The 17,344-nt window shown below is 66.1% G+C and carries 17 protein-coding genes; 10 read left to right on the top strand and 7 right to left on the bottom strand.

The genetic code is table 11. The annotated features are described in order from the left end of the window. Positions 1 to 61: 61 nt before the first annotated feature. Genes ACFC4D_RS05870 through ACFC4D_RS05885 form a run of 4 tightly spaced genes read right to left on the bottom strand, consistent with a single transcriptional unit; the run spans position 62 to position 3,697 of the window. Positions 62 to 475: a nuclear transport factor 2 family protein gene (locus ACFC4D_RS05870; protein WP_364637840.1), complete on the bottom strand. Its 414-nt coding sequence runs from the start codon at positions 473 to 475 to the stop codon at positions 62 to 64. After that, positions 472 to 1,638 carry a thiolase domain-containing protein gene (locus ACFC4D_RS05875; RefSeq protein WP_364637842.1) on the bottom strand — a complete coding sequence of 389 codons (1,167 nt, stop codon included), beginning with the start codon at positions 1,636 to 1,638 and terminating at the stop codon, positions 472 to 474. The genes ACFC4D_RS05870 and ACFC4D_RS05875 overlap by 4 nt, the downstream gene beginning before the upstream one ends. Continuing rightward, positions 1,635 to 2,714, bottom strand: coding sequence for a thiolase domain-containing protein (locus tag ACFC4D_RS05880; RefSeq protein WP_375962530.1), 1,080 nt, complete (start codon positions 2,712 to 2,714; stop codon positions 1,635 to 1,637). The genes ACFC4D_RS05875 and ACFC4D_RS05880 overlap by 4 nt, the downstream gene beginning before the upstream one ends. Before the next feature lie 17 nt (positions 2,715 to 2,731). Continuing rightward, positions 2,732 to 3,697 carry a Zn-ribbon domain-containing OB-fold protein gene (locus tag ACFC4D_RS05885; RefSeq protein WP_376061968.1) on the bottom strand — a complete coding sequence of 322 codons (966 nt, stop codon included), beginning with the start codon at positions 3,695 to 3,697 and terminating at the stop codon, positions 2,732 to 2,734. A 62-nt stretch (positions 3,698 to 3,759) separates the two neighbouring features. Between ACFC4D_RS05885 and ACFC4D_RS05890 the strand changes: the two genes are divergently transcribed. The 3 genes from ACFC4D_RS05890 (at position 3,760) to ACFC4D_RS05900 (ending at position 7,750) form a co-directional block, all read left to right on the top strand. Continuing rightward, positions 3,760 to 4,797 carry an LLM class F420-dependent oxidoreductase gene (locus tag ACFC4D_RS05890; protein ID WP_375962536.1) on the top strand — a complete coding sequence of 346 codons (1,038 nt, stop codon included), beginning with the start codon at positions 3,760 to 3,762 and terminating at the stop codon, positions 4,795 to 4,797. A 187-nt stretch (positions 4,798 to 4,984) separates the two neighbouring features. Next, positions 4,985 to 6,631, top strand: a complete 1,647-nt coding sequence (locus ACFC4D_RS05895) for an acyl-CoA synthetase (RefSeq protein WP_376061969.1) — start codon at positions 4,985 to 4,987, stop codon at positions 6,629 to 6,631. Between the two features lie 123 nt (positions 6,632 to 6,754). After that, positions 6,755 to 7,750, top strand: coding sequence for a sigma-70 family RNA polymerase sigma factor (locus ACFC4D_RS05900; RefSeq protein WP_364637852.1), 996 nt, complete (start codon positions 6,755 to 6,757; stop codon positions 7,748 to 7,750). Positions 7,751 to 7,872: 122 nt separating this feature from the next. Here the strand turns inward: ACFC4D_RS05900 and ACFC4D_RS05905 are convergent, their stop codons facing one another. Next, positions 7,873 to 8,310: a VOC family protein gene (locus tag ACFC4D_RS05905; RefSeq protein WP_375962544.1), complete on the bottom strand. Its 438-nt coding sequence runs from the start codon at positions 8,308 to 8,310 to the stop codon at positions 7,873 to 7,875. Between the two features lie 159 nt (positions 8,311 to 8,469). Between ACFC4D_RS05905 and ACFC4D_RS05910 the strand changes: the two genes are divergently transcribed. Further along, positions 8,470 to 9,696 carry a glycosyltransferase gene (locus tag ACFC4D_RS05910; RefSeq protein ID WP_376061970.1) on the top strand — a complete coding sequence of 409 codons (1,227 nt, stop codon included), beginning with the start codon at positions 8,470 to 8,472 and terminating at the stop codon, positions 9,694 to 9,696. Between the two features lie 48 nt (positions 9,697 to 9,744). Next, positions 9,745 to 10,440 (top strand): maleylpyruvate isomerase family mycothiol-dependent enzyme, encoded by a 696-nt coding sequence (locus ACFC4D_RS05915; protein WP_376061971.1) that lies wholly within the window; start codon positions 9,745 to 9,747, stop codon positions 10,438 to 10,440. 94 nt (positions 10,441 to 10,534) lie between these two features. Here ACFC4D_RS05915 and ACFC4D_RS05920 read toward each other — a convergent pair whose 3' ends face one another. Together ACFC4D_RS05920 and ACFC4D_RS05925 are read right to left on the bottom strand one after the other, a co-directional pair. After that, on the bottom strand, positions 10,535 to 11,662 hold the full coding sequence (locus ACFC4D_RS05920) for an acyl-CoA dehydrogenase family protein (RefSeq protein WP_376061972.1): 1,128 nt from the start codon (positions 11,660 to 11,662) through the stop codon (positions 10,535 to 10,537). Between the two features lie 20 nt (positions 11,663 to 11,682). Beyond that, positions 11,683 to 12,876, bottom strand: a complete 1,194-nt coding sequence (locus ACFC4D_RS05925) for an acyl-CoA dehydrogenase family protein (RefSeq protein WP_364637860.1) — start codon at positions 12,874 to 12,876, stop codon at positions 11,683 to 11,685. A gap of 153 nt (positions 12,877 to 13,029) precedes the next feature. On the opposite strand from ACFC4D_RS05925, the gene ACFC4D_RS05930 reads away from it, so the two are divergent. The 5 genes from ACFC4D_RS05930 to ACFC4D_RS05950 all read left to right on the top strand — a co-directional run bounded on the left by ACFC4D_RS05930 (position 13,030) and on the right by ACFC4D_RS05950 (position 17,344). Further along, a complete protein-coding gene (locus ACFC4D_RS05930) occupies positions 13,030 to 13,218 on the top strand; it encodes a ferredoxin (protein WP_364637862.1) in 189 nt (62 codons plus the stop codon). Positions 13,219 to 13,263: 45 nt separating this feature from the next. Next, entirely contained in the window at positions 13,264 to 14,166 is a 903-nt protein-coding gene (locus ACFC4D_RS05935; protein ID WP_376061973.1) for a 3-oxoacyl-ACP reductase, read from the top strand. A gap of 302 nt (positions 14,167 to 14,468) precedes the next feature. Next, positions 14,469 to 15,233, top strand: a complete 765-nt coding sequence (locus ACFC4D_RS05940; RefSeq protein WP_375962558.1) for an MlaE family ABC transporter permease — start codon at positions 14,469 to 14,471, stop codon at positions 15,231 to 15,233. 4 nt (positions 15,234 to 15,237) lie between these two features. Next, entirely contained in the window at positions 15,238 to 16,089 is an 852-nt protein-coding gene (locus ACFC4D_RS05945) for an MlaE family ABC transporter permease (protein WP_376061974.1), read from the top strand. Positions 16,090 to 16,210: 121 nt separating this feature from the next. Further along, positions 16,211 to 17,344 carry an MCE family protein gene (locus ACFC4D_RS05950; protein ID WP_376062249.1) on the top strand — a complete coding sequence of 378 codons (1,134 nt, stop codon included), beginning with the start codon at positions 16,211 to 16,213 and terminating at the stop codon, positions 17,342 to 17,344.

Consider the following 17,344-nt stretch of genomic DNA (forward strand, 5'->3'; position numbering starts at 1 on the left):
AGCGGGAGACTGGCATCCAGTCTCCCGCTCCTTTGTGATTCCCTGACGGGGCCTGTTGTCCCTAAACGGGTTTCATGGTCTGCATGGCGCGCTCGGTCTCCCAGAACGCGCGCAGCGCGGCGATCTTGCCGTCCGGCTCCACCCGATAGGTGAAAACGCCTTCGGCATCGATGGTCTGGCCGCCCAGCGTGGTGCGGATGCGGCCGGTGTAGACCACCTCGCTGCCGCAGGCGAACGAATCATCGAAGAGGAATTCGATGGAGTCGGTCTGCGCTATCGCCTTGTCCCAGAACGCCGCGATGGCTTCCGGTCCGCGATGGCCCTTGCCCTCGGGATCGAAGAAGGACGGTCCGACCGGATCCTCCACGATGCCGTCCGGCGCGAACAGCGCGACCCAGGCGTCCTTGTCCTTGGCGCGCACCGCGGCCTGCGATGCCCGACCGGCTACCCGGGCGGGATGGTCCTCATCGGTCACGGCTGCTCACTTCCGACCACCCACATCGAGAAGTACTGCGAGCCACCGCCGTACGCGTGCCCGAACGCCTTGCGGGCATTCTCCACCTGGTAGTCCCCGGCCCGGCCCATGACCTGCTTGGCGGCCTCGGCGAAGCGGATCATGCCGGACGCGCCGATCGGGTTGGAGGACAGCACGCCGCCGGACGGATTCACCGGAAGCTTTCCGCCGATGGCGGTTTCGCCCGCATCGGTGAGCTTCCAGCCCTCGCCCTCGGGCATGAAGCCCAGGTTCTCCAGCCACATGGGCTCGAACCATGAGAAGGGGACGTAGATTTCGGCCGCGTCGATCTCCTCGAGCGGGTTGGTGATTCCGGCCTGCTTCCACAGTGCGGCGGCCGCGGCCTGACCGGCCTTCGGATTCACCTGATCGCGCCCGGCGTAGGCGAGCGGTTCGGTGCGCATGGCGGTGCCGTGAATCCAGGCGACCTTCTTGCCGCGGGCTTCGACGGCCTTGGCCGAGGCTTCGTCACCGATGACGATGGCGCACGCGCCGTCCGAGGACGGGCAGGTCTCGTCGAAACGGATGGGGTCCCAGAGCATTTGGGACGCCATCACCGATTCCATGGTGATATCGGCCTGCTTGAGATGCGCGAACGGATTCTTCGCGCCATTGCGGCGATCCTTCACCGCGACCATGGCGCCGATGTGCAGCGGCGCGTTGGCGCGGCGGATGTAGGCGCGCACGTGCGGGGCGAAGTAACCGCCCGCGCCCGCGCCGACCGGCATGGTGAACGGAACCGGATTCGACAGCGCCCACATGGCATTGGATTCGGACTGCTTCTCCCAGGACAGCGCGAGCACCTTGCCGTGCACGCCCGCCTGCACGTGGCTGGCCGCCACGACGCCGGTGGAGCCGCCGACCGAACCGGCGGTGTGCACGCGCAGCAGCGGTTTTCCGGTGGCGCCCAGGGCATCCGACAGGAACAGCTCCGGCATCATGGAGCCCTCGAAGAAGTCGGGGGCCTTACCGATGACGACGGCGTCGATATCGGCCATGGTCAGATCGGAGTCGATCAGCGCGCGGTCGATGGCCTCGCGCAGCATGCCCGCCATGGACACATCCGAACGCTTGGTCACGTGATGCGTCTGGCCGGTGCCGAGTACGGCAGCGGGGTTCGTCATGAGCGTGCCTCCAGGGTGGCGACGAGGTTCTGCTGCAGCGCGGGACCGCTACTGGCATGCGCCAGTGCGCGATTCGCGTTGCCGTTGAAGATTTCGGTGGCGGCGAAACCGATGCGCTCCAGCCCGGCCGCGAACATCGGATTGCCGGACAGCGGGCCGCCGGACGGATTGATCCGGGTATTGCCGTTCAGGCCCAGCGCCTGCGCGAGGATGAGCTCCTCATGGCTGAACTGCGCGTGCAGTTCAGCGATATCGAATTCGGCGGAGCCGCTGCCGATCGCGGCCTTGGCTGCACGCGAAGTCGATTGCGAGACAGTAAGATCGCGCGCACCCAGGATGGGGGTGTCGATGTAATGCGCGATACCGGTGAGCCAGGCCGGACGCTCCCGCAGTTCCCGTGCCTTGTCGCCGACGGCCAGCACCACCGCGGCCGCGCCATCGGTGATGGGCGCGATGTCGTGGGCGCGGAACGGATTCGCCACATACTCGGCGGCCAAAAGCTTTTCGACATCGGATTCGGTGCGCGCGGTGGCGCTGCCGCCCTTGGCCGCGGCATGTACGGCATTGCGCGCGGCCACCTCGGCCATATCGCGCTCGGTCCAGCGACCGGCGTCGATACCGGCGCGGGCCTGCAGACCGGCCATCGATACCGCGTCCGGGCCCAGCGGGGCCACCAGGTACGGATCGGTCTGCAGGGTCAGCACCTGGCGCAGCGTGCCCGCCGACGCCTTGCCGAAGCCGTACACCAGCGCGGTCTCGGCCTGTCCGGTGCGCAGTTTCACCCACGCCTCGTACAGCGCCCAGGCCGCGTCCATCTCGACGTGCGATTCGTTGATCGGCGGCACCGCGCCGATGGAGTCGATCGCGGAGATGAACGAGAAGGCGCGTCCCGCAAGGTAATCCGAGGAGCCCGAGCACCAGAAATCGATATCGGACTTGGTGATGCCGAGCTGGGCGTACAGCTCGGTGAAGCACGGCGCGAGCATTTCCACGCCATTGGTGGTGCCGAAGGTCTCCGGCACGTGCGGCGCGTGGGCGAACCCCACCACCGCGATGTCAGTAACGTTGCCGCTCAAAGTAATTCAGCGCCTCTCTACAGGTGGTGCGCGAACGAGTCGTATTCGGCGTCGGGTTCGCCGGTGGGCCGGAAGTGATCGATATTGGCCATCGACAGGCCCCACTCCTCGCGCGGCTTCCACACGGCCTCGACCCGCATGCCCATCCGCACATCGCTCGCCTCCACGCCGAGCACCAGGTGCAGGAACGGGATGTCGGTGCCGTCGAGCAGCACGTACGCGGCCACATACGGGGGCTTGAGGCGCTGACCCATGAACGGCACGTTCACGATGCAGAACGTGGTGACGATGCCCTTATCGGACACCTCGACGAAATCGTCGGTCGGCTCGCCGGTGCGCGGGTCCGCGCCACGCGGCGGGAAGTACACCTTGCCGTCGAGCTGGGCGCGCGCACCGAGCAGCTTGCCCTCGGTCAGTCCCTTCAGGAAGACCGCTTCCTGCGGTGCGGCGGTGTGCTTGAACGACAGGTCGATCGGGGTGATGATGCCCGTCACCGGCTCGGCGTCAGCGCTGGAATCGGCCGGCGCGGTGGAGGTCTCACCCGGTTCGAACGCCACGATGTCGTGGATGTCGCCGGTCCGCTCGGCGGCCCAGCGCGCCCGCACCCGCATGCCGGTGGAGATATCGGCCGCGGCGGCCACATCCACGGCGTGCAGCAGGGCGGTATCGGCACCGTCCAGCTTGATGAGCGCGTAGGCGAACGGGCGGTCGAAGGGCTGACCGGAGACCGGTTCGGCCACCCAGCTCCACGACTGCACGGTGCCCACATCGGCCACGTCGACGAATTCGGTCAGGGCATCCGCGGTGATCGGATCGAATTCCGCGGGCGGCACGAGTACGCGCCCATCGGAACCGCGCACCCCGACGACCCGTCCGGCACGCAATCCGGTGAGGAAGCGTCCGATGGTCGGTCCGGTGGAGCGGGTGTAGTCGAACTTCATCACCAGCGGTGCTGCGAGTACTTCGGTGTTCCCCAGAGTCACGCGATCGAGTAGAACAGGTTCTAATGATGGTGGCAAGAGCCCACATGGGAAGGGAACGGGACATGCGCTTTGGGTTGCAACTCGGATACTGGGGCGCGCAGCCGCCCGCCAATACCGCGGAGTTGGTGGCGGCCGCCGAGGAGACCGGATTCGACGCCGTCTTCACCGCCGAATCCTGGGGGTCGGACGCCTACACCCCACTCGCCTGGCTCGGCCCGAGCACCAGCCGCGTCCGCCTGGGCACCTCGGTCGTGCAGATGTCCGCGCGCACCCCGACCGCGACCGCCATGGCCGCGCTGACCCTGGACCACCTCAGCGGCGGACGGCACATCCTCGGGCTCGGCGTCTCCGGTCCGCAGGTCGTCGAGGGCTGGTACGGGCAGTCGTTTGCCAAGCCGTTGCAGCGCACCCGCGAATACGTCTCGGTGATCCGCCAGGTGCTCGAGCGCGAGGGCAAGGTGACCAACGACGGGCCCAGCTACCCGCTGCCGTACAACGGCGCGAACGCCACCGGCTTCGGCAAACCGCTCAAGTCGATCACGCATCCGCTGCGCAAGGATCTGCCCATCTGGCTGGGTGCGGAAGGTCCGAAGAACGTCGCGCTGACCGCCGAGATCGCGGACGGCTGGCTGGCCATCTACTACACCCCGCGGCTGGCGGATATGTACAACGAGTGGCTGGACGAGGGTTTCGCGCGCGCGGGTGCCCGGCGTTCGCGGGAGGACTTCGAGATCGCCGCGACCGCGCAGGTCATCCTGACCGATGACACCAAGGCGGAACTGGATCGGCTGCGGCCGTTCCTGGCGCTGTACATCGGCGGTATGGGCGCGGAGGACATGAACTTCCACGCCGAGGTGTACCGCCGCATGGGCTACGGCGAACAGGTCGAGGAGATCACCCGGCTGTTCCGCACCGGCCGCAAAGACGAAGCGGCGGCGGCGGTTCCGGACGAGCTGATCCTGGACACCACGATCATCGGCGATGAGGCGCATGTGCGCGAACAGCTCAAGGTGTGGGAGAAGGCGGGTGTCACCATGCTGCTCGTCGGCGTGCACAGCGTGGAGCAGTTCGAGCGCCTGAAGCCGTTCATCGAGTCGTAGAACCAGTTCTAGATTGGCGAACCGCCCGCCGCGTCCCCCTCGGGGCTGCGGCCGGGCGGTTTCCCATTTGTCCTATTCCTTTTAGGCATCCCGGGCCGGTAGGCTGTGGCGGGGGCCACACCGCATTTGTCCGGTGAGCGGGAAATCGCACCTTGCAACTCACGAGAACACGTTCTATTTTCATCCTGTGAGCTACAACATAGCGGACCTTGTCGAGCACGCCATCGATCTGATGCCGGAGCGAGTAGCTCTGGTCGACAACGATAGGGAATTCACCTACGCCGAGTTCGAGAAGCGTTGCAACCAGCTGGGCCATTACCTGCAGGAACAGGGCGTCGAGCCCGGTGACAAGGTAGGCATCTACGCGCGTAACACCATTGAGGCCGTCGAGGCCATGGTGGCGATCTTCAAGATCCGCGCGGTGGTCATCAACGTGAACTACCGGTACGTCGAGAACGAGTTGCAGTACATCTTCGAGAACTCGGACATGGTCGCGCTCATCGCCGAACGTCGCTACAGCGAGCGCATCGGCAATGTGCTGCCCAAGGTCCCGGCCATCAAGACCGTGCTGACCATCGAGGACGGCACCGATCTGCCCGCCCCCGCGGGTGCGGTCGAATACGAGACGGCCCTGGCGGGCAGCTCGGATGTGCGCGACTTCGGCGATCGTTCGGCCGATGACATCTTCATGCTCTACACCGGCGGCACCACCGGCCTGCCCAAGGGCGTCATGTGGCGGCACGAGGACTGGTGGCGCGTGCTCGGCGGCGGCATCAACTTCGTCACCGGCGTCGCCATCGAGGACGAATGGCAGCAGGCCAAGGTCGGCGCGGGCAACGGGCAGCTGAACCGCTTCCCCATTCCGCCGCTGATCCACGGTGGTTCGCAGACCGCGGTGTTCCACAGCCTCTTCGACGGCGGCAAGGCCGTCATGCTGCCCGAGTTCAGCGGGCACGGCGTCTGGCAGGCCATCGACAAGCACAACATCAACCTGATCTTCATCACCGGTGACGCAATGGCGCGCCCGATGCTGGACGCGCTGAAGGCGGGTAATCCGGAAACCGGTGAGCCGTACCAGCATTCGCAGCTGTGGGCGCTGGCCTCGAGCGCCGCGCTGTTCTCGCCCGCGCTCAAGGACGAGTACCTCGAACTGCTCACCACCACCATGATCACCGACTCCATCGGCTCCTCGGAGACCGGTTTCGGCGGCCTGTCGGTGGCCAGCAAGGGCGCCACCCACACCGGTGGCCCGCGCGTGAAGATCGACGCCTCCACCAAGGTCATCGATGACGAGGGCAATGAGATCGAGGCGGGCTCGGGCAAGACCGGCCTGATCGCGCGCACCGGGCATATCCCGCTGGGCTACTACAACGACCCGGTCAAGACCGCGGCTACGTTCAAGGAGTACAACGGGATTCGCTACTCCATCCCGGGCGACTTCGCCCGCGTGGAGGAGGACGGCAGCGTCACCATGCTCGGGCGTGGTTCGGTGTCCATCAACTCCGGCGGCGAGAAGATCTACCCCGAAGAGGTCGAGGGCGCGCTCAAGGCGCATCCGGAGATCTTCGACGCGCTCGTGGTCGGCGTGCCGGATGAGCGCTGGGGACAGCGCGTCGTCGCGGTCGTGCAGTGCCGCAGCGAGAATCGGCCCACCCTGGAGGATCTGCGCCCGGTGCTGACGCAGGAGATCTCCTCCTACAAGATGCCGCGCAGCCTGTGGTACGTGGACGAGATCAAGCGCTCGCCGGCGGGCAAGCCCGATTACAAGTGGGCGCAGGCGCAGACCGAGGCCCGCGAGGCGGACAATCACGCGCACGCTCCGAGCACCAAGTAATCGCGCCGCCGCGGTAGCCGCGAGTTACTGCTGAGGCTCCTGCGCCCGCCTGTTGCGAAACAGGCGGGCGCAGGCAATTTCGGGGTGTTCTTCTTGTCGGTGCCCTGTGCCAGAGTGATGGTCATGAGCGAGACAGGCGGCGGATCCACCACGATCACCGACGATGTACTGCGGTCCTTCGAAGGTCATCGGCGTGAGTTGTGCGCCTACGCCTATCGAATGCTCGGGTCGTCGTTCGAGGCCGAGGACGCGGTACAGGAAACCTTCACCAGGGCGTGGAAGTCGTACGACTCGTTCGAGGGTCGTTCGAGCGTCCGCTCCTGGCTCTACAAGATCACCACCAATGTCTGTCTGGACATGCTCGACGGTCCGCAGCGCCGCGCCCGGCCGATGGACCTCACCGGAGCGAGCACACCGGACACCCCGCTGCCCCCGCCGGAGCCGGATTACGTATGGGTGGAACCGATTCCGAACGGTCTCGCCTTCGGCGCGGATCCGGCCGAGGCCGCCAGCGCCAAGGACACGCTGCGCCTGGCGTTCGTGGCCGCGGTGCAGCATCTGCCCGCCACCCAGCGCGCCATCCTGATCATGCGCGAGGTGCTGCGCTTCTCCGCCAATGAGACCGCGGACATGCTCAATGTCTCCCCGGCCTCGGTGAACAGCGCACTACAGCGCGCCCGCGCCACCATGACCAAGGCGCAGGAGGTGTCCACCGTCTCGGACGTCTTCGACGAATCCGATGAACGGCAGCGCAAACTCGTCGACGATTTCGTGGCCGCGTTCGAGTCCTATGACATGGCCGCGCTCACCGAATTGCTGAAAGCCGATGTGGCACTGTCGATGCCGCCGTTCTCGCTGTGGATCTCCGGTCCCGAGAATGTCGCGCAGTTCATGCTCACCACCGGTTCCGCGTGCCGCGATTCCCGCATGATCCCGCTCGGGGCCAACGGCATGCCCGCCTTCGGTCACTACAAGCCCAGTGCCGACGAACCGGGCGTCTGGGTGCCCTGGTCCATCACTGTGCTGGAACTGGACGGCGATCGCATTGCGGGGCTCAACTTCTTCTTGGATACCGACCGCCTGTTCCCGCTTTTCGGACTTGCGCCGGAACTGCGGTAGAACTGTTCTCCGTCGCCGCGTAGGTGGATGCGCCGGGGTGGTCCGGCGTGAACGCGACGACATGCGTGAACGGCCCGCTGGGAGAAATCCCGGCGGGCCGTTCGCATTTCGAAGGAGCAGGGTCAGTGCGCGCCAGGGTAGGCCATGTGGAAGGGCTCCCACTGGTGGCCGTCCGGATCGAGGAAGGTGCGGCCGTGCATGCCGACCTGGGCCTCCTGGGCGCGCTTATCCGCATTGACCTCCTCGGTGCCGCCGGAGGCGAGGGCGGCCTCCACCAGGGTGTCGACTTCCTCCGGACTGTTGAGGGAGATGGCGTAGAGGGCATTCACGGTGGCGCCGGGATCGCCGACGGGCCGGGTGCTGAAGGTGGTGAAGAAGTCCCGGGTCAGCAGCATGGCGCAGATATTGTCGTCGATGACGATGCAGGCGGCGTTCTCGTCGGTGAAGTCCTGATTGACCTTCCAGCCCAGCGCCTCGTAGAAGTTCTTGGATCGCTCCAGGTCGGCTACGGGGAGATTGATGAAGATCATCTTGCTGGCCATGGTGATTCGTCCTCTCATCCGCAAACGCCTTGCGGGTCCAATGGGGTCATTGGTGAGGACGAGACGCGGGTGGAAAACTCATCGGTGCGGTGGCACTGTGGTCTGTGACACATCATTTGTCGATCGGGAAGTCGGCGACCCGCCCAGCGTGACAGAGTGGCGGGCAGGAGGTGCCTGATGAAGCACAGCTACCTGGTTGCCCTCACCGGCAGCGGCGGAACCGTACCGCCGGAGCTCGGTGTGGTGCGCAGGCTGGTCGAGCGCGGGCATCGGGTCACCGTGCTCGCCGAGGAATCGCTGGCCGCGGAGGTGACGGCCACCGGTGCGCGGCTGCGATCGCGCGCGGGGAGCGGATTCGCCCGCGATACCGCCGCCGAAATCGATTCCGAGCGACCGGATCTGGTACTCGCCTCCTACTTCGCGTTCGGGGCCATGGTGGCCGCGCAGGCGCGGGAATTACCGTTCATGGCACTCATACCGGGCATCTATCCGCTGCCCGTGGAGGGCGGACCGCCGCCCGGCACCGGATTCGGCCGCGCCGGGGGACCGGTGGGGCGCTGGCGCGATCGACTGGTCGGATCCATGGTGCAGCGGCGCTGGGATCAGGAACTGCTGCCGCAATTGAACGCGCTGCGCGCGGATTTCGGGCTGGAGCGGCTCGCGCACTATCAGGATCAGGTGCAGCTGGCGCATCGGCAGCTCGTATTGTCCAGTGAGGTATTCGATTTCGCGGCACAGCGGCCGGATACGGTGCGCTATGTCGGCGCCATTCTGGATGATCCGACTTGGGCCCGGGACGCCGAATGGACGGTGCCCGAAGGCAATGAGCCGCTGGTGCTCGTCTCGCTCTCCAGTACCGATCAGGGTCAGGCCGAATGCCTGCAGCGGATTGCGGACGCGCTCGGGAAGCTGCCGGTGCGCGGTGTCATGACCACCGGTCCGGCCGTCCCCGTCACCGCGATCTGCCCGCCGCCGAATGTGACCGTGCTGTCCTGCGCACCGCATCACGAGCTCATGCGGCACGCGAGCCTGGTGATCACGCACGGCGGGCACGGCACCCTGCTCAAATCGTTCGCCGCCGACCTACCCGTGGTGCTGCTCCCGCACGGCCGCGATCACGCCGACAATGCCGCCCGGGTGCGCTCGCATCACGCCGGAATCACGTTGCCGCGCACCGCGACCGCACAGCAGATCGGCACCGCCGTCCGCAAGGCGCTGCGCACGCCGGCGCACTATCGGGCCGCCGCCGAACTCGGCCGGGTGCTGCGCCGCGATGCCATGAGCGATCTGCTGATGAACGAGCTCGAACCCGCGGCCGATCACCCCGACCCGATCTTCGCAGCGAGCGCGTCCACCCGGGCGGGTCACTGGCATCCCGACTCCAACCACGAACTCGAATCCTGAGCGTTTTCCGGCGGGTATGTGCGGTTGATCCGGTTTACGGTGATCGGCATGGATTACCTGGCCCTGCTCTGCGCGAAGCTCACCGAATTCGGCGATCTCATCACGCCGGACACCGACCTCGCCACCCCGGTGCCGACCTGCGGTGACTGGACGTTCTACGACCTCGCCGATCACCTGGGCCAGGGCAATCTCTGGGTGGTGACCGCCGTGACCGAACTGCGCGGTGACCACCAGGGTGATCCGGCTCCGAAAGACGCTGTCGCGCTGCGCGAATGGTATGACGAGACCGCCGACGCCATCGCCGCCTCGCTCGCGGCCGATCCGGCGAACGAAGCCTGGACCTTCACCCGCTCCATGCCCCGCACCGTCGGCTTCTGGCGTCGCCGCCGCGCCCTGGAAACCCTCGTGCACCTGTGGGACGGCCAGAACGCCTTCGGTAAGGCGGTTCCCTTCGACACCGATCTGGCCGTGGACGGCATCAACGAGGTCTTCGAACTCTTCGCCCCGCGCATGATCCAGCGCGGCCTGGCCACCGAACCCGAAGTGGCGCTGCGCCTGCGCGCGACGGATATCGCCGAGAGCTGGATCTACGGCCCGGGCGAACCGGTCGCCGAAATCGCCGCTCCCGCTTCGGATCTGCTGCTCGCCCTGTGGCAGCGCCTGCCCGCGTCCGATCCGGCCCTGACCTGGGGCGGCGACCGCGCTGCGGGTGAGCGTGTGCTCGCGGGACCGCTCGTGCCCTGACCCGTGTTGCGGGGGTGCTTACGGAAAAGGGCGGCGGCACCGGAAGGTGCCGCCGCCCTTGATCTTTCGGTGCGGGTAGGTGCCCGCAGGTTGATCAGCTGGCCGGTGTGGCGAGGATGCCGCCGAGGGCGCGCAGGTGATCGGTGGCGCCGCCGAGGGCGAATTCATTGTGCTTGGCGGCGGTGAAGTACTGGTTCACGATGTGGTCGCGGTCGATGCCGACGCCGCCGTGTACGTGCACCACGGTGTGGGCGACGCGGTGGCCCGCATCGGCGGCCCAGAACTTGGCGGTGTGGATCTCGGCGGTGGCCGGCAGGCCCTCGGCGAGCAGCCAGGCGGCCTGCTGCACCGCGAGGCGTACGCCCTGGATGTCGATGTAGGCATCGGAAAGCCGTTGCGCCACAGCCTGGAAGCTGCCGATCTTGCGGTTGAACTGCTCCCGCTCACGGGCGTAGTCGGCGACCAGCTCGAGGCCCTTCTCGACGACGCCGAGCTGGGTGGCGGCCAGGCCGAGCCAGGCGCGCTCGAGCAGCCAGTTCAGAATGTCCGCGCCCTGCTCCAGGGTGCCGACCAATTCCGCAGGGGTGGCGGTGAATTCGACTTCGGCCTCGGGGGAGCGGTCCGTGACGATCTGATCCTCGATGCGCACCGAGGCGTGCGAGGGATCGACCAGGAATACGGCGGGGGAGCCGTCGACGCTGGCGGACACCAGGATTCGCGCCGCCTGGCGGGCGAACGGCACCGTGGTCTTGAAGCCGGTGAGCTGCCAGCCGTCATTGTCGGCGGCGGTGGTGACGGGCTTGGCGAGTTCCCAGTTGCGCTCTTCGCTCAGCGCGGCGGTGAGGATGACCTCGCCGCTCGCGGCCTGCGCGGCCAGCGCGCGCTGCTCATCGGAGCCGAACTGCGCGAGCGCGCCCGCGCCCAGCACGATCGACCACAGGTACGGCACCGGCGCGACGGATTTGCCGATCTCGCGCAGGATGGCGGTCTGCTCCAGTACGCCGAAATCGCTGCCGCCCACCGTTTCCGGGAGCGCCGCGGCCAGCACGCCGGTCTCGGCGAGTGAGCTCCACAGCGTGTCGTCGAAGCGCACCACCGGATTTCCGGCGGCGTCGGTGTTCTTGTCGAGCTCGCGCAGCCGGTCGGCGGTGACGAGCTTGCCGGTGACCTCGGCGGTGAGGCGGGCCAGATCCTGCTGCGCCTCGGTAAGGGTGAAATCCATGATGGTTACCTAGGTTTCGATTAGCGCGCGGCGGCGGGCTGCTTGAGGGCGGTCATGGCGATGATGTCACGCTGCACCTCGTTGGTGCCGCCGCCGAAGGTCAGGATCAGGCAGGCGCGGTGCATGCGCTCCAGGCGTCCGCGCAGCTGCGAACCGGCGGAGTCCTGGCGCAGGTAGGCCTGCGGGCCGAGGATCTCCATCAGCGCGCGGTAGGCCTCGGTGGCCAGTTCGGTGCCGTACACCTTGGTCGCGGAGGCGTCCCACGGCCGCGGCGCGGCATCGCCGCCCTGATCGGCGCGCGAGGCGATCTCCCAGTTGGTGAGCTTGAGGTATTCCACCTTGGAGTGGATGCGCGCGAGCGCGATCTGCACCCATTCCTGGTCGATGACGCGGGAACCGTTGGCGGTCTTGGTGTTCCGAGCCCATTCCAGGGTCTGCGCGACCGCGAGCGCGAGCGGCGCGGCGGAGGTCAGCGCGACGCGCTCGTGATTGAGCTGATTGGTGACCAGCGACCAGCCGCCGTTCTCCGGGCCGACCATATCGGAGTGCTTGATCCGCACATCCTGGTAGTAGGTGGCGGAGGTATCCGGTCCGGCCATGGTGTGCACCGGCGTCCAGGAGAAGCCCTCGGCCGTGGTCGGCATGATGAACATCGAAATGCCCTTGTGCTTCTTGGCATTCGGATCGGTGCGCGCCGCGAGCCAGACGTAGTCGGCGTACGCGATGAGCGAGGTCCACATCTTCTGCCCGTTGACGATCCACTCGTCGCCGTCGCGCACGGCGGAGGTGCGCAGCGAGGCCAGGTCGGTGCCCGCGCCCGGCTCGGAGTAGCCGATGGCGAAGTGCAGCTGTCCGGCGGCGATCTTGGGCAGGAAGAACTTCTTCTGCTCCTCGGTGCCGTAATGCATGATGGTCGGCGCGACGGAGTTGATGGTCAGGAACGGCACCGGGGCGCCCGCGATGGCGGCCTCATCGGTGAAGATCAGCTGATCCATGGTGGAGCGGTCCTGGCCGCCGTACTGCTTGGGCCAGCCCAGGGCGAGCCAGCCGTCGCGGCCCATCTCCTCGACGACCTCGCGGTAGACATTGCCTTCGCCGTACTCGCCGGTCGTGGCCGAGAGCGCCTCCCGGCGTTCGGGAGTGATCAGACGGGCGAAATACTCACGCAGTTCAGCGCGCAGCTGTTCCTGTTGCGGCGTGTATGCGATCCGCATAGCGATACCTCTAGCTTCGTTTCCGGGTTGAGCCGATCATTGCACAGCAGGTGAAACATGTTCCAGTATTAGGTCGTGTAAGGACGCACTTCCTACCCCGGCCGGGGTGCGGGTTGTTAGGCTCGGCGCACTGTTTTGGCAAAGGAGTTGGCTATGAAGGTCACTGTTGATCTCGACCAGTGCGAGGCGAACGGTATCTGTGTCGGAATCGCCCCCGACGTCTTTGAACTCGATGATGACGACGTTCTGCACATCGTCGGCGCGGAGGTTCCGGCCGGTGATGAGGAAGATGTGCGCACCGCGGTCGCGCAGTGCCCCAAGGCCGCGCTGAAGCTGCTCTGAACCCAGCCTTGCTCGCCGGGTGTAACACGTTCTAGAGTCGGCCCGGTGAGCGAAACTGATGTGAGTCTTGCCGGCCTAGTGGCCATCGTCACCGGCGCGGGCGCCGGGCTGGGCCGGGCCGAAGCCTTGGAGCTGGCCCGGGCCGGCGCGTCGGTCATAGTGAACGACCTTGCCGAAAACGACGCGGTCAGCGCAACCCTCGCGGACATTCGCGCGCTCGGCGCCAAGGCCGAATTCGTGGCCGGCAGCATCGCCGAATCGGCCACCGCCGATGCCCTGATCAGCACCGCCGAGGAGACCTTCGGTGGCCTGGACATCGTGGTGAACAATGCCGGGATCACCCGGGACAAGATGCTTTTCAACATGTCCGACGCGGATTTCGACGCGGTCGTCGCGGTTCATCTGCGCGGGCATTTCCTTTTGACCCGCAATGCGGGCGCGTACTGGCGGGCCAAGTCCAAGGAAGCCGGTGCGCCGGTCTACGGCAGCATCATCAACACCTCGTCCGAGGCGGGTCTGCTCGGCCCGGCCGGACAGGCCAATTACGGTGCGGCCAAAGCGGGTATCACCGCGCTGACCCTGTCGGCCTCGCGCGCGCTCGCCAATTTCGGCGTCCGTGCCAACGCCATCGCCCCCCGCGCGCGTACCTCCATGACCGAGAACGTCTTCTCGGCCGCGCCCGAAGAGGGTCCGGATCCGCTCTCGCCCGATCATGTGGCCCGCCTGGTGGCCTACCTGGCCTCGCCCGCGGCCGCCGCGATCAGCGGTCAGCTGTTCGTCGTCTACGGTCCGATGGTGGCCCTGATGGCGGCCCCCATCGTCGAGCAGCGTTTCGATGCCGAAGGCGAGTGGACCCGCGAGGGTCTGGCGGCCACGCTCGGCGGCTATTTCGCCGAACGCCCCTCGGGCGCCACGTTTTCCGCGTCGGCGCTGATGGATCTCGGTTAGTCCACCCTTTGTACCGGTAGCGGGGGGTTTCTCCCCCCGTTTCCAGGTTGATCACGCGATCAATCGTTGGTAGGAATGGGAATCAACTATGTGTGGCGCCTCACAAAGGTTCCACGTTCATGATGGTAGACCTGGGGTGAACATGTTCTTGGAACTGGACATCAGTTCAGAAAGACTCCCAGTTCAAAACCGTCGAAACCTTCCGAAGCCGTACTGGAACGTGTTCTAATCTTCGGACGGGACCGAGATCACATTCAGATCTCGGAAGCTATAGCTAGGCAGGGGCAGGAGGAATCGCGGGAATGAATGATGTCCTCGCCGTACCGTTACGGGCGGTCGGAGGGTTCTTCGAACTCGCCGGCGCTGTCGCCCGCGCTGTGGTGCGGCCACCGTTTCAGCGACGGGAATTCATCGACCAGTCCTGGTTCGTCGCCAGGGTTTCCATCGTCCCGACTCTATTGGTCGCAATTCCGTTCACCGTGCTGGTGAGCTTCACGCTGAACATTCTGCTCCGCGAGATCGGCGCGGCCGACCTTTCCGGCGCGGGCGCGGCATTCGGCACCATCACCCAGGTCGGCCCCATGGTCACCGTGCTCATCGTGGCCGGTGCGGGTGCGACCGCCATCTGCGCGGATCTGGGGGCCCGCACCATTCGCGAAGAGATCGACGCGATGAAGGTGCTCGGCATCGACCCGATCCAGCGCCTGGTCGTCCCGCGCGTGCTGGCCTCGATGTTCGTGGCGTTCCTGCTCAACGGCCTGGTGTCCACCATCGGCATCCTGGGCGGTTTCCTCTTCTCGGTCTTCCTGCAGGGCGTCAACCCCGGCGCGTTCGTCAACGGCCTGACGCTGCTGACGCATCTGCCCGAACTCGTCATCTCCGAGGTCAAGGCCACCCTGTTCGGTCTCGTCGCCGGACTGGTCGCCTGCTACCTGGGTCTGAACGTCAAGGGCGGCCCCAAGTCCGTCGGCGACGCCGTGAACCAGACCGTCGTTTTCGCCTTCATGGCGCTGTTCGTTATCAACGTGGTCGTAACCGCCGTTGGCATCAAGTTCACGGCGCGGTGATCAGATGGCGTTCGTGATCCAATCTCGTTTTCCGAAGGTGGTCAATCGCTTTCGGCGTTTCACCGCCGGGCTCGATTCCGTCGGTAAGCACGCGGTGTTCTACGCGCAATCGATTGCCTCGGTTCCCAAGGCGCTGATTCACTACCGTGTCGAGACCATCCGGCTCATCGCCGAGATCTCCATGGGCACAGGCGCTTTGGCGGTTATCGGCGGTACCGTCGTAATCGTCGGCTTCTTGACCCTGGCCGCCGGTGGCACCATCGCGGTGCAGGGCTACAGCTCACTCGGCAATATCGGCGTCGAGGCGCTGACCGGCTTCTTCTCCGCCTTCATCAACGTTCGCATTGCGGCGCCGGTTATTTCGGGTATCGGCCTGGCTGCGACGCTCGGGGCCGGAACCACGGCACAATTGGGAGCCATGCGGGTCTCGGAGGAGATCGACGCCCTGGAGGTGATGGCCATCCGGCCGGTGCCCTTCCTGGTGGGCACTCGGATTCTGGCGGGCATCATCGCGATCATCCCGCTGTACTCCTTGGCGGTCATCGCCTCGTTCATCGCGAGTCGCTTTGCGACCGTGGTGATCTACGGTCAGTCGGCCGGTGTGTACGACCACTACTTCTCGACCTTCCTGATTCCGAGCGACATCCTCTGGTCGTTCGCCCAGGCGATCTTCATGGCCATGGCGGTCATGCTGATCCACACCTACTACGGCTATCACGCCGCGGGTGGTCCGGTCGGCGTCGGTGTCGCGGTGGGTAACGCGGTACGGGCCTCGCTGATCGCGGTGGTTATGGTGACACTGCTGATCTCCCTTGCCATTTACGGCACCACCGGCAACTTCCATCTCTCCGGGTAGGGCGGACATGGCGCAAACACTGGACCCGGTAGCGAGCCCGATCGGCTCGCCGTTCGTCCAAAAACCAACATCCACGCGGTATTCCGAGCAGGGCTGGTTCATTCGCCTGTGCGGCGCCGGAATGGTGCTGACCATCGTGGCCGTCGTGGTGGTCTGCCTGGTCAGCTTCGCGGGCGGCTTCCAGGACACCGTCAAGGTGACCGTCGCCGCGCCGCGCAGCGGCCTGGTGCTCGACCCGGACGCCAAGGTGAAGATCCACGGTGTGGAAATCGGTACCGTCAAGGGCATTACGAATACCGCCGACGGTGCGAATATCGAACTGGCGATCGATCCGGACAAGCTGAAACTGGTCCCCGCGAATTCCGTCGTGGATATTCGTTCCACAACTGTCTTCGGCGCGAAATACATCAATTTCGTTCCGCCGCAGCAGCCCTCGGCACAGGCGTTGAAGCCGGGCGCCACCGTCCAGGCCGATGCCGTCACCGTGGAATTCAATACGCTGTTCCAGCATCTCAATCAGGTGCTCGACAAGATCGAGCCGGAGAAGCTCAATGCCACGCTGACCGCGCTGGGTACCGCGCTGGACGGGCGCGGCGAGAAGCTCGGGCAACTGCTGTCCGAGAGCGATCAGTATCTGAAGGACATCAATCCGAGCCTGCCCGATCTGCGCCGGGATCTGCAGACCTCGGTCGGCGTCACGAATCTGTACGCCGATGCCGTGCCGGATCTGCTGCGCACCACCAACAACATCACCGTTACCGGGAGCACGCTCGTCGATGAGAAGAACGCCCTGGATCAGGTGCTGCTCAACCTCATCGGACTGGCCGACACCACCGGCGGCGTGCTGGGCGACAACTCGCAGCAGCTGGTGACCGCGCTGGATCTGCTGCGCCCCACCACCGGGCTGCTCAACGAATACAGCTCGGGCCTGTACTGCCTGGTCGTCGGCGCCGCCGACGCACTGCCCCTGGGCAACCGCATCTTCGGTGGCGACGGACCGTACGTGACGCTGAACGCCAGCTTCATGCCCGGCGGCACCCCGTACGAGTACCCGAAGGATCTGCCGAAGGTGAACGCTACCGGTGGCCCGCACTGCGAGAACATTCTCGACCGGGTGCCGAACAGCCACTCCAACTATCTCGTCACCGACACCTCCGAGGGCGAGGTGTGGACGCCGCCGCTGAACACACATCTCAACGGGCCCAAGGTGTTCCAACTGCTGTTCGCCGGACTGCCGGGGGTGCCCAACCCATGA

The organism is Nocardia sp. NPDC056000, from assembly GCF_042269265.1.
Taxonomy (GTDB): Bacteria; Actinomycetota; Actinomycetes; order Mycobacteriales; family Mycobacteriaceae; genus Nocardia.